This window comes from Burkholderia sp. MSHR3999, assembly GCF_000833595.1.
Taxonomy (GTDB): Bacteria; Pseudomonadota; Gammaproteobacteria; order Burkholderiales; family Burkholderiaceae; genus Burkholderia; species Burkholderia ubonensis.
Window position 1 is genome coordinate 429,006 of sequence record NZ_JRFO01000001.1, and the last position, 12,452, is coordinate 441,457.

The 12,452-nt window shown below is 71.2% G+C and carries 6 protein-coding genes; 1 reads left to right on the top strand and 5 read right to left on the bottom strand.

Annotated elements, in window-relative coordinates:
* Positions 1-23: 23 nt before the first annotated feature.
* From tldD to KY49_RS02055, 3 genes are all read right to left on the bottom strand, one after another.
* The gene (tldD, locus tag KY49_RS02045; RefSeq protein WP_042583158.1) at positions 24-1,490 is read right to left on the bottom strand and encodes a metalloprotease TldD; all 1,467 of its coding nucleotides are present in this window, start codon (positions 1,488-1,490) and stop codon (positions 24-26) included.
* Between the two features lie 98 nt (positions 1,491-1,588).
* A complete protein-coding gene (locus KY49_RS02050; protein ID WP_042583159.1) occupies positions 1,589-2,416 on the bottom strand; it encodes a carbon-nitrogen hydrolase family protein in 828 nt (275 codons plus the stop codon).
* Positions 2,417-2,459: 43 nt separating this feature from the next.
* Entirely contained in the window at positions 2,460-6,662 is a 4,203-nt protein-coding gene (locus KY49_RS02055; RefSeq protein WP_042583160.1) for a YhdP family phospholipid transporter, read from the bottom strand.
* Positions 6,663-6,849: 187 nt separating this feature from the next.
* Here KY49_RS02055 and glnE point away from each other — a divergent pair, with 187 nt between their 5' ends.
* Positions 6,850-9,672 (top strand): bifunctional [glutamate--ammonia ligase]-adenylyl-L-tyrosine phosphorylase/[glutamate--ammonia-ligase] adenylyltransferase, encoded by a 2,823-nt coding sequence (gene glnE, locus KY49_RS02060; protein ID WP_042584510.1) that lies wholly within the window; start codon positions 6,850-6,852, stop codon positions 9,670-9,672.
* A 113-nt stretch (positions 9,673-9,785) separates the two neighbouring features.
* On the opposite strand, the gene recN is transcribed toward glnE, so the two are convergent.
* On the bottom strand, positions 9,786-11,435 hold the full coding sequence (gene recN / locus KY49_RS02065) for a DNA repair protein RecN (protein ID WP_042583161.1): 1,650 nt from the start codon (positions 11,433-11,435) through the stop codon (positions 9,786-9,788).
* Positions 11,436-11,454: 19 nt separating this feature from the next.
* Complete coding sequence (locus tag KY49_RS02070) at positions 11,455-12,360, bottom strand: NAD kinase (protein WP_042583162.1); 906 nt, start codon at positions 12,358-12,360, stop codon at positions 11,455-11,457.
* Positions 12,361-12,452 lie beyond the last annotated feature (92 nt).

The window sequence follows — 12,452 nt, forward strand, 5'->3', positions numbered from 1 at the left end:
GGAATGTCTGCGCGGCGATGCGGTTATGCCGTGCCGCCGACCGTCATCTTGTCGATCCGGAGGGTCGGCTGGCCGACGCCGACCGGCACGCTCTGGCCTTCCTTGCCGCACACGCCGACGCCGGTGTCGAGCGACATGTCGTTGCCGATCATGCTCACGTACTTCAGCGATTCCGGGCCGCTGCCGATCAGCGTCGCGCCCTTGACCGGATACGTCACCTTGCCGTCCTCGATCATGTACGCCTCGGACGCCGAGAACACGAACTTGCCGTTCGTGATGTCGACCTGGCCGCCGCCGAAGTTCACCGCGTACAGGCCGTTCTTCACGGACGCGATGATTTCCTGCGGGTCCTTGTCGCCGTTCAGCATGTAGGTGTTCGTCATGCGCGGCATCGGCAGCGCCGCGTACGACTCGCGCCGCGCGTTGCCGGTGACGGGCATCTTCATCAGGCGCGCGTTCAGCGTGTCCTGGATGTAGCCCTTCAGGATGCCGTCCTCGATCAGCGTCGTGCACTGCGTCGGGTTGCCTTCGTCGTCGATGTTCAGCGAGCCGCGGCGGTTCGGCAGCGTGCCGTCGTCGACGACGGTCACGCCCTTCGCGGCGACCTGCTCGCCGATCCGGCCCGCGAACGCCGACGAGCCCTTGCGGTTGAAGTCGCCCTCGAGGCCGTGGCCGATCGCCTCGTGCAGCAGCACGCCCGGCCAGCCCGGCCCGAGCACGACCGTCATCGCGCCGGCCGGCGCCGGGCGCGCATCGAGGTTCACGAGCGCCGCATGCACCGCGTCATCGACGTAGCGCGACAGCACGTCGTCCGTGAAGTAGCCGTAGTCGAAGCGGCCGCCGCCGCCGCCGGTGCCGATCTCGCGGCGGCCGTTCTGTTCGGCGATCACCGTCACCGACACGCGCACCAGCGGGCGGATGTCCGCCGCGAGCGCGCCGTCGCTGCGCGCGACGAGCACGACGTCGTATTCGCCGGCGAGGCCCGCCATCACCTGCGTGATGCGCGGGTCGCGGCCGCGCGCCATCTGCTCGATGCGCTCGAGCAGCTTGACCTTGGCCGTGGCGTCGAGCGACGCGAGCGGGTCGGACGGCAGGTACAGGTCGCGGCCCGAAATGCCCTTCAGCGACGTCGCCGCCTTGACCTTCTGCCGGCCGCCGCCCGCGGCCGCGATCGCCTTGGTGGCCGCGGCCGCCTGCGCGATCGCCTCGGGCGACAGGTCGTCGGAATACGCGAACGCGGTGCGGTCGCCCGCGACCGCGCGCACGCCGACGCCCTGGTCGATGCTGAAGCTGCCCGATTTGACGATGCCTTCCTCGAGGCTCCACGCTTCGCTGCGGGTCGCCTGGAAGTACAGGTCCGCGTAGTCGACGCGATGCGTGAAGATGTCGGCGATCGTGCGCGTCAGGAGGCTCTCGTCGAGGCCATAGGGCGTGAGCAGGATGTCCTTCGCCAGCGCCAGGTTGCGGATGCCGGGTTCGATGATGTTCATGCGGGTATCGGGGTTTCTCAAAAAAGTGTCGGGTGCGGATAGGGGCAGATGGTTCGCGCGGGCCGGGGTTTCAAGGGGCAGGCCGGTGAGGGCGGGCGTCAGCCGAGCACGCGGTGCCGCCATGCGGGCAGGCTCTGGCGCACGTCCGCGATGCGTTGCGGGTCGAGCGTGCCGGTCACGATGCTCGCGCCTTCGGCGCGCTCCGCGACGATCTCGCCCCACGGGTCGACCAGCATGCTGTGCCCCCAGGTGCGGCGGCCGTTCTCGTGCCTGCCGCCCTGCGCGGCCGCGAGCACGTAGCACTGGTTCTCGACCGCCCGCGCGCGCAGCAGCGTTTCCCAGTGCGCGCGGCCGGTGGTGTAGGTGAACGCCGACGGCACGACGACCAGCGCGCAGTCACCCATCTTGCGGTACAGCTCCGGAAAGCGCAGATCGTAACAGACCGACAGCCCGACGCGGCCGAACGGCGCGTCGAACGTGACGACCGTGTCGCCCGGGCGGATCGTGCGCGCCTCGTCGAACGACTCGTCGCCCTTCTCGAAGCTGAACAGGTGGATCTTGTCGTAGCGGGCCGCCTCGGTTCCGGACGGATCGAACACGAGCGTCGTGTTCAGCACGCGGTTCGCCTCCGGCGCCTTCAGCGGCAGCGTGCCGCCGATCACCCAGATGCCGTGGCGGCGCGCGGCGTCGGCGAGGAACTGCTGGATCGGGCCGTCCCGGTAGGCTTCGGCGAGCGCGAGCTTGTCGGTGTCCTGGTGCCCCATGAAGCAGAAATACTCGGGCAGCAGCACGAGCTGCGCGCCTTCGCCGGCGGCCTCCGCGATCAGGCGGCGCGCCTCGGCGAGATTGCGCGCGACGTCCGGCGTGCTCACCATCTGCAGCGCGGCAACCCGGACGGGCGTGGCGGAAAGGGCAGGGTCGGTCATCGCGAGATCGATTGCGTCATAAATGGGGTGCGGCCCGTGCGACTCAGGGATTCGACGTGCCGGCCGCGTCGTGATTCATCTTACCCTGATCGCCCCGCACCCGCTCGATGTGCGGATGCGCCCACGAGCCGTTGATCGCGTAGTCGATCGCGAACGCGCGCGACAGCGTTTCCGACAGCGCGTAGTTCGCGGCCAGCACGCCGACGCCGAGCAGCGGGTTGATGATCGCGGCCGCGATCGCCGCCGTGCCGGCGCCGATCTTCGGCGCAACGTGCGCGCGCAGGTCCTGCGTCTCCGCGCCGAGGTCGACCGAGCCCTTCAGCGTGACCTTCGCGGGCGGCGTCGTCATCTCGAAATCGTCGGTGTGCGCGATGCCGTTGGTGATCTGGCCGGTGCCGGTGATCTTCTCGAACGGCAGCCCCTTGCCGACGACTTCGCGGAAATTGAGCGTCAGGAAGCGCGCGAGGCTCTGCAGGCTCAGCACGCCGAGCAGCTTCGCCGCGCCCGGATCGACCTTCAGGATCTCGCCGTGCTCGAGTTCGAGCGCGAGGCGGCCGTTGAGCGACGGGTAGTCGAGCGCCGTCGGGCCGCCGCGCCAGCCGACCTTGCCGGTCAGCGTGCCGTGGCCGTCCCCGACGGTGCGGGGCAGGCCGACGCGGTCGAGCAGCGCGCCCGCGTTGTCGATGTCGAGCTTGAAGTCGAACACGCTGCGGCGCGGCGCGTCGGCTTCGTCGACGCCGCGCGCGAGCGCCCGGCGCGACGTGCGCCAGTTGCCGGTCGCGGTGAGCTTCGCCGCCGGGTTCGACAGCTCCAGCTTGTCGAGCTGCCAGACCGGCACGCCGTCCTCCTCGACGTTGCGCGCGTTGACGACCAGCCGGCCGATGTCGTGGCCGCGCTCGACGACTTCGTCGACGACCAGGTCGATCGACGGAATCGGGCGGTCGGCCGGCGTCGGCAGGTTCATCGCGCGGCCGACGAGATCCTGCTCGGCGCTCTGCGGAATCACGAGCTTCGCGAGCCGCGCGTTCAGCACGCCTGCGCCGTTGTCGCCGCCGCCCGGCGCCCACGACAGGTAGCCGGACACCTGGTTCGACGCGATGTTCGCCTGCCACAGCTCGTCGACGTGCGACGCGCCGACGATCACGTTTTCCCAGTTGCGCTTGAGCAGCTTCAGCGTGCCGAAATGGAACGCGAAGCGCTTCGGCGCGAAGCTCGCGAGATCGATGCGTTCGGCCGCCTGCGGCTCCTGCGCGCGCTGCGGGCCGCGCAGCGTGTGCGCGAGCGCGAGCCACGCATCGGCATCCAGCTCGCCGACGTCGACGGCCGCGCTCACGCCTTCCTGCGGCACGTCGGGCATCCGGTGGATCCCCATCGCGCCGCGCACCGCGCGCAGCGGCTGGCCGCGCGTCGCGTCGAGCACGTAGGTCGCGGCGATCGGGCCGAGCGTCAGGTCGGCGTGCTCGAGGCGCCGCGCGTCCGTCTGCGGCGCCGCCGGCCGCAGCGTGAAGCTGAACGGCATCGGCGTGCCCGCGGGCTTCGCGAACGGCGCCGGGAAGTTCAGCGCGACGCCCGTCAGGTCGGAGCGGGCCGTCACGTCGGGCAGGCGGCCCGGCGCGCCGCGCACGGCGATCCGGTACGGCGCGTCGCCGACCACGTGCTCGAGCAGCGCGGCCGCGGGGCCGTGCAGGTTCAGCCCGCGCGCGGCGTCGAGCGCGAGCCGGCCGTCGATGTCGAACGCGTAAGGGCCGTGCGACGTCAGGCTGCCGTTCGCGCGCACCGGGCCGCCGAGGAAGCGGGCGGAGAGGTTGTCGAGCGCCGCGCCGGACTGCGTGAAACGCACGCTGCCGCGCAGCGCGGACAGCGGCGGCACGCCGTCGGTGGACAGCGTGTTGCCGCCGAACGCGAGCGCGCCTTCGACGCTCGTGTGCTGGTGCGCGATTCGCTGCGGGATCGTCAGCTTGAGCGCGAGCGTCGCGGGCCCTTGCGCGTCGATCCGTTCGCCGACGTGGTCGCTCAGGCTGCCGAGCGTGCTGTTGTTCGCATAGTCGATCAGGTCGGCGAGCGGGCCGCGCGCCTCGCCTTCGATCACGAGCGGCGACGTGACCGGGCGGCCGAGGTCGTCGATCCGGCCGCGGACCTTCGTCAGCGCGACCTGCTTGTAGGACGCGCGGGCGATGTCGAAGCGCAGCTTGTTCTGCTCGAGCTCGAACACGCCGTCGATGCCGGTGAGGGCGGGCCACACGCTCGGCGCGCCGTTCGCGAGCGTGTGCGGCGGGAACGGTGTCGGTTCGAACTTGCCGCCGGTGAACGGCGCGACGATGCGGAACACGCCGCCGCTCGGGTCGTGCTCGTACGGGAACGTCTCGAGCGGGCCGCGCGCGACGATCGACGCGCCCTTGGTGACCTGTCCCGCCTGCAGCGCGTGGCCGAGATACTGGCGCAGGTGCTCGGCCATGCCGGTCGGCAGGTAGCGCGGGATGCGCGCGACCGCGGCGCGCGCGAAGTCGGCGCGCAGGTCGAGCGAGCCGCGGCCGTGGCCCGGGTTCGTGTAGCTGCCCGACACCGCGATCTCGGCGTCCGGGTTCGACACGAGCAGGTCGGGCACCGTCACGTCGACGCGCGCGTGCTTCTCGCCCGGCGCCGGCGTGACGACCCATTTCGCGTTGCCGCGCAGCCGGTCGAACGTGAGGCGCGGCTCGTCGAACTCGCCGGGCACCGTGACCGCGGCGTTGACCGTGTCGAAATGCGCGACGCCGCCCGTCTCGGTCGCGTCGACGCGGCCCCACAGGTTTTCGATCCCCGGCCAGCCGGCGCGCGGGTGGCCGTGCGCGGACAGGCCGGGCGGCGGCTCCTGCGCGGCGAAGCTGATGCCCTGCAGGTCGCCGAGGAAGCGGTAGCGGACGACCGGCGCGGCGCCGGTGCGTTGCTCTTCTTCGGCGAGCTCGGCCTTCGCCGGCTTCGCGCGCTCGACCTCGATGTGATAGTTCGACACCATCCCGCGCGGGTCGACCCGCACGAGCTCGTTGCGCAGGTGGGCCGGCAGCGGCAGCCCGCGGATGAATTCGCTGAGGATGCCGAGATCGACGCGGTCGCCGGCCACGCTGATCAGTTGCCCCTGGCTCGCGGACGGCACCCGGTAGCGCGCGGTGAGCGTCGCCATGCCGAGCGAGCGGGCGAGCGGCGAGCCGTCCGGCAGCGGCGGCTGCCCCAGCTCCGCGTGAAAGCGCGACAGGTGCAGCGTGTAGTCGTGGCCGGGGTCCATCGTCATGTCCCAGCCGAAGCGGGCGATCGGCACGTCGAGCCGCGGCTGCGTCGGCCGCACCCGCAGCGCGACGTCCGCGCCCTGCAGGTTGCCGCCCGCCGAGCGCAGGCGGCCGTCCCGGAAGGTCGCCCAGATCGCGTTGTCGATCCGGCCCGCGTGCATCGTGAACGGCATGTTCACGTAGCGGGCGAGAGTAGGCAGGTCGACGGAGCCGGTCGACAGGTACGCATCGCCGGTCCAGTTCGCCGGCTTGCCGACAGGCTCGAGCGCCTTGTGCGTGAAGCGCGCGCGGAAATCCAGCGGGCCGCGCAGCAGCGTGCCGTTCGCGGGCGCCTGCAGCGCCGCCCGGTGGACCCGCCCGTCGTTGAGCACCGCGAGCCGGATCCCGGCGAGCGCGAGCTCCGGCGCGTCGTGCCGCGCGTCGCGCCAGCGCAGCGTGCCGCCGCGCAGCACGATCGCTTCCTGCCTGAGGAGCCAGGTGCTGAACGTGTCGTCGTGGCCGCCGTGGGTGGTCGGCACGCCGACCCCGGCGATGAACAGCTCGCCGTCCGCGGTGCGCTCGACGACCAGGTCCGGCTGGTCGACGATCAGGCTCGACAGCGCGGGCGACAGGCGCAGCAGCGACCACCAGGACAGCGCAGCGGTCGCATGCGGCACCGACAGCGCGACCCGGCCGTCGCGGCCGCGGATCGTCAGCCCGGTGACTTCGACGCCCGGCTGCATGCCGGACCAGTGGGGCGCCAGCTTGCCGATCGACAACTGCGCGTGGAGCTTGTCGGAAACGAACCGCTCGATGCGCGGCCGGTAGTCGTCGACGCCGGGCAGCAGCACGTAGCGCAGCCCGAGGAATGCGCCCGACGCGACGAAGTAGGTGCCCGCCCCGATCGCCAGCGTGATCCTGAACACGCGGCGCAATACCGGATGATCGTGCTTCGGAGGTCCCGCTTTGGGCACTGCTACGGCGGATTCCTGACGGTCGGGCATGCGGCGGACGGGCGGCGGTGTGGTAGTTTGCGAACTGACGTTGAAATGTATCACACGGGTCCGTGCCGGCGGCCGTTGCGGCGGCGCGGCACGGGCTTCCCGGCGCGCGATCGTGCGCCTGCCGCGCTCGCGGCAGCGCGTGCACGTTCGCCATGTCGCCCGATTCTTGCGCAAGGCCCGCATCTCGATGACCGACGCTTCAGCCCTGATCAGCACGTCCTATTCCCACTATCTGGCGCGCGCGGTCGCGGCGCGCCCCGCGCTCGCCGGCCGGATCGCCGCGTGGGCGGCCGCCCCCTTGTCCCGCGCGCAGCTCGAAACGCGGCTCGACGAGCTGCTCGCGGCGCTCGCCGGAGCGGCCGCGCCGACCGAGGACCAGTTCAAGAAGGCGCTCCGCCAGTTGCGCGCCGAGGTGTTCGGCGCGGTCGCCGAGCGCGACCTGCGCGGGCTTGCGGACGTCGCCGAGGTCACGGGCGCGATGACCGATCTCGCCGAGGTGGCCGTGCAGCGCACGCTCGCGCTGCTGTCGGCCGAGCTCGACGCGCTGTACGGCGAGCCGCGCGGCGCCGACGGCCAGCGCGTCGTGCTCGGCGTGGTCGGGATGGGCAAGCTGGGCGGGCGCGAGCTGAACGTGTCGTCCGACATCGACCTGATCTTCGTCTACGAGGACGACGGCGAGACGGCGGGCGGCGCCCGCGCGGCGTTGTCGACGCAGGAATACTTCACGCGGCTCGGCCGGCGCCTGATCGGCGTGCTGTCCGAAGTGACGGCCGACGGCTTCGTGTTCCGCGTCGACATGCGGTTGCGCCCGAACGGCGATTCCGGGCCGCTCGTCTGCAGCATCGGGATGCTCGAGGAATATTTCTACGTGCAGGGGCGCGAGTGGGAGCGCTACGCGTGGATCAAGGGCCGGCTCGTGTCGGAAGGGCAAAGCGACGCGGCCCGGCGGCTCGCGACGCAGCTCGACGCGATCGTCAAGCCGTTCGTCTACCGGCGCTACCTCGATTTCGGCGTGATCGGCGCGATCCGCTCGCTGCACCAGCAGATTCGCCAGGAAGCGGCGCGCCGCGCGTCGATGCGGCCGGACAAGGCCGACGACATCAAGCTCGGGCGCGGCGGGATCCGCGAGATCGAATTCAGCGCGCAGGTGTTCCAGCTGATCCGCGGGGGCCAGGACGCGGGCTTTCGCGTGCGGCCGACGCTCGCCGTGCTGCGCCATGCGCAGGCGCGCGGGCTGATCGGCGACGACGTCGAGGCGCGGCTCGCCGACGCGTATCGCTTCCTGCGCACGCTCGAGCACCGGCTGCAATACCGCAACGACGCGCAGACGCACGCGATGCCGGTCGACGCCGACGAGCGCGCGGCGCTGGCGGCATCGCTCGGCCTGGCCGACTATGCGGCGCTGATGACGGTGCTGGACGGCCACCGGACCTTCGTCGAGGCGCAGTTCGACCAGATCTTCGCGGACAAGGTCAGCGGCGGGCCATGCGGGGCCGCCGACGACAGCGAGGCGGCCTGGATCTGGAGCGGCGCGCTCGCCGACGACGGCACGGACGATACGCTGGTGGCCCGTCTGGAAAGCCTCGGCTTCGGCGATCCGCAGGCCGTGCTGACGCGCCTGCGCGCGGTCTGGCGCTCGTCGCGCTACACGGGCCTCGCGGAAAAGAGCCGCCAGCGCTTCGACAGCGTCGCGCAGCGCGCGCTCGAGGCGGCGCCGCGAATCGACGCCGCGCACCGCGACGACACGATCGTGCGGCTGTTCGACCTGCTCGAGACGGTCAGCCGGCGCGGCGTCTATCTCGCGCTGCTGACCGAGTACCCGGCGGCGCTGGACCGCGTGCTGTCGGTGCTCGGTGCGACGCGCTGGGGCGGCGGCTACCTGATCCGGCATCCGCAGCTGCTCGACGAGCTGCTCGACGACGAGGCGATCGCGAGCCCGTTCGACTGGCCCGCGTTCAAGCATGCGCTGCGCGCGCGGCTCGCGGCGGCCGACGGCCCCGAGCAGCAGATGGACCTGCTGCGCCACGCGCAGCACGCGGAGGTGTTCCGCATCCTGCTGATCGATCTCGCCGGGCAGTTGTCGGTCGAGCACATCAGCGACCGCCTGTCCGAGCTGGCCGACGCCGTGCTCGACGTGACGATCGAGATCGTCTGGTCGCAGCTCGCGAAGCGCCACTGCGACGTGCCGAAGTTTGCGGTGATCGCGTACGGCAAGCTGGGCGGCAAGGAGCTCGGCTATGCGTCGGATCTCGACCTGATTTTCCTGTACGACGACCCGGACGAGCGCGCGGCGGACGTCTACACGACGTTCACGCGGCGGCTGATCACGTGGCTGACGACGGCCACCGGCGCGGGCGCGCTGTTCGACATCGACCTGCGGCTGCGGCCGAACGGCGAGGCCGGGCTGCTCGTCACCGATCTCGACGCGTTCCGCCGCTATCAGCTGCGCGAGGGCGACGCGGCGAACACCGCGTGGGTCTGGGAGCACCAGGCGCTGACGCGGGCGCGCTACAGCGCGGGCGACGCGCAGATCGGCGCGGCGTTCGAGGCGATCCGCCGGCAGGTGCTGACGATGCCGCGCGACGCGGCCGTGCTCGCGAAGGAAATCGTCGACATGCGCGACAAGGTGTTCGCCGGCCATCCGAACCAGGGCGAGCTGTTCGACCTGAAGCACGACCGCGGCGGGATGGTGGACATCGAGTTCATCGTCCAGTACTGGGTGCTGCTGCATGCGTCGCGCGATCCGGAGCTGATTCGCAATACCGGCAACATCGCGCTGCTGCGCGAGGTCGCGCGCTTCGGGCTGATGAGCGAGGCGGAAGCCGAACGCGTCGGCGCGGCCTATCGCACGTACCGGAAGCTGCAGCACAAGCTGCGACTCGACGGGATGGAGAAGGCGCGGGTCGACCCGGCGACGGTCGCCGACGAGCGGGCGGTGGTGACGGCGTTGTGGGAGCGGGTGTTCCGGGTGGCAGGGACTGACGGCGGTTCGGCTGATACGAGCGCCTGAATGCGGTTGGGGGCCGAATGTCGAAGCCCCGGCTTGTAGTTCTGGCCCGCGGCCGAATCCGAATCCGGGATCGAGCCCCGAGCTCCAACCGCTTTCCGCGGCAGAGCGGCCCGTCAGGCTGCCAGCATTTCCTTCGCGTGCTTGCGCGTCGTTGCCGTGATCTCGAGCCCGCCGAGCATCCGCGCGACTTCCTCGACGCGGCTCGCCTTGTCGAGCGGAACGACCGTCGACACGGTGCCGCCGTTGTCGTCGGCGCCCTTGGCGACCTGGAAGTGCTGGTCGCCGCGCGCCGCGACCTGCGGCAGATGGGTCACGCACAGCACCTGCCGGTCGCGGCCCAACTGGTGCAGCAGCCGGCCGACCACTTCGGCGACGCCGCCGCCGATTCCCGTATCGACTTCGTCGAAGATCAGCGTCGGCGTCGGGCTCGCAGCGCTCGCAATGACCGCGAGCGCGAGGCTGACCCGCGCGAGCTCGCCGCCCGACGCGACCTTCGCGAGCGGCCGCAGCGGCACGCCCGGGTGCCCGGCGACGCGGAACTCGACCTGTTCGAGGCCGTGCGGGCCGCCGTCGGCGAGCGGCACGAGCGCGACCTCGAAGCTGCCGCCCGCCATCGACAGCTCCTGCATGCCGGCGGTCACGGCCGTGCCGAGCGCCTTGGCCGCCTGCGCGCGCGCCTTCGACAGGCGCTTCGCGTCGACGAGGTACGCGTCCCACGCCTTGGCCTGCGCGGCGTGCAGCGCGCCGAGGTCGGCGGCGGCGTCGAGCGCGGCCAGCTGCGCGCGCCGCGCCGCGTGCTCCTCGTGCAGCGTGTCGGGCTGCAGGCGGAATTTGCGGGCGGTCGAATGCAGCGCGTCGAGGCGCGTTTCGACCTGCGCGAGCCGGTTCGGGTCGAGGTCGAGGCGCTGCGCGTAGTGCGACAGCGAGTAGACGGCCTCCTGCAGCTGGATTTCGGCCGGCTCGAGCGACGCGAGCGCATCGCCGAGCGCCGGATCGTAGTCGGCGAGGCTGCGCAGCTTCGACACGATCGCGCCGAGTTGCGCGAGCATCGCATCGTCCGCTTCGGACAGCGCGTTGAGCGCGCCCTGCACGCCGTCGATCAGGTTCGCCGAATGCGACAGGCGCTTGTGTTCGTTGCTGACTTCGTCCCATTCGCCGGGCTGCGGCGCGAGCTTGTCGAGCTCGGCGAGCTGCCACGCGAGCTTTTCGCGTTCGAGCTGCAGTTCGCGCTCGTGCGCCTTCGCCGCGTCGATCGCCTGGGTCGCGTCGCGCCACACGCGCCACGCGCGCGCGACGTTCGCGGCGTCGGCCACGAGGCCGGCATGCGTGTCGAACAGCTCGCGCTGCGCGTCCGGCCGCATCAGCAGCTGGTGCGCGTGCTGGCCGTGGATGTCGACGAGCATCTCGCCGACTTCGCGCAATTGCGCGAGCGTCGCGCTGGTGCCGTTGATGAACGCGCGCGAGCGGCCGTTCGCGTCGATCACGCGGCGTAGCATCACGGTGTCCTCGGCGTCGAACGCGTGCTCGTCGAGCCAGCGCGCGACGCGGTCGTGCTGGGTGAATTCGGCGGTGATGTCGGCGCGGCCGCAGCCGGTGCGCACGACGCTCGCGTCGGCGCGTTCGCCGAGCGCCAGCGCAAGTGCGTCGATCAGGATCGATTTGCCGGCGCCGGTTTCGCCGGAGAAGACGGTAAAGCCGCTGTCGAATTCGAGATCGAGCGCGGCGACGATGACGAAGTCGCGGATCGAGAGGTGGCGGAGCATGGTGTCGGGCGGTTGGGCGTCAGGACGCCGTGTCGTCGTCTTCGTTCGAGGCGTGCTCGTTCCAGTGCAGCTTCTTGCGCAGCGTCGCGTAATAGCTGTAGCCGATCGGGTGCAGGAACGGCACGGTGTGCTTCGAGCGGCGCACCTCGATCGTGTCGTTCAGTTCGAGCGCGGTAAACGACTGCATGTCGAAATTCACGTTGACGTCGCGCCCGCCGACGATCTGGATCGCGATCCGGGTGTCGTCGGGCAGCACGATCGGCCGGTTCGACAGCGCATGCGGCGCGATCGGCACGAGCACGATGCCCTGCAGCTGCGGATGGAGGATCGGCCCGGCCGACGACAGCGCGTAAGCGGTCGAGCCGGTCGGCGTCGCGACGATCAGGCCGTCCGAGCGCTGGTTGTACATGTACCGGCCGTCCACCGTCGCGCGCAGCTCGACCATCCCGGAAAAGCCGCTGCGGTTCACGACGACGTCGTTGAACGCGAGCGCGTGGTAGATCGGTTCGCAGTTGCGCATGATCCGGGCCTCGAGCAGCGACCGTTCCTCGCGCTCGAACTTGCCGGCCAGCATCACCGGGACGCGCGCCTGCATGTCGGCCGCCGCGATGTCCGTGACGAAGCCGAGCCGCCCGTGGTTGATCCCGATCAGCGGCGTCTTGTACGGCGCGAGCTGCCGGCCGATGCCGAGCATCGTGCCGTCGCCGCCGAGCACGACCGCCACGTCGGCGCGCGCCCCGATTTCGGCCGGGGTGAGCGCCGGGTAGCCGCCGATGCCGAACTCGCGCGCGGTATCGGCTTCGAAGACCACCTCGAAGCCCCCCTTCGCGAGGCAGTCGGCCAGCGTGGCGAGCGGCTCGGCGATGCCGGGCGTGTTGCTCCGGCCGACGAGCGCGACAGTATGGAACTGATTACCGGTTTTCATGGCGGCATTACACCATAGCTCGTTGACGAAAAGAACCGTTTGCGGCCCCGGGCGCCGCGCCCGGCCCGTTTGCGTGCCGGGCGCGGCCACTC

Excerpts from the sequence above, each read along its gene's own strand:
- tldD (WP_042583158.1), bottom strand. The coding sequence starts at position 1,490 with ATGAACATCATCGAACCCGGCATCCGCAACCTGGCGCTGGCGAAGGAC.
- KY49_RS02050 (WP_042583159.1), bottom strand. The coding sequence starts at position 2,416 with ATGACCGACCCTGCCCTTTCCGCCACGCCCGTCCGGGTTGCCGCGCTG.
- KY49_RS02055 (WP_042583160.1), bottom strand. The coding sequence starts at position 6,662 with ATGCCCGACCGTCAGGAATCCGCCGTAGCAGTGCCCAAAGCGGGACCT.
- glnE (WP_042584510.1), top strand. The coding sequence starts at position 6,850 with ATGACCGACGCTTCAGCCCTGATCAGCACGTCCTATTCCCACTATCTG.
- recN (WP_042583161.1), bottom strand. The coding sequence starts at position 11,435 with ATGCTCCGCCACCTCTCGATCCGCGACTTCGTCATCGTCGCCGCGCTC.
- KY49_RS02070 (WP_042583162.1), bottom strand. The coding sequence starts at position 12,360 with ATGAAAACCGGTAATCAGTTCCATACTGTCGCGCTCGTCGGCCGGAGC.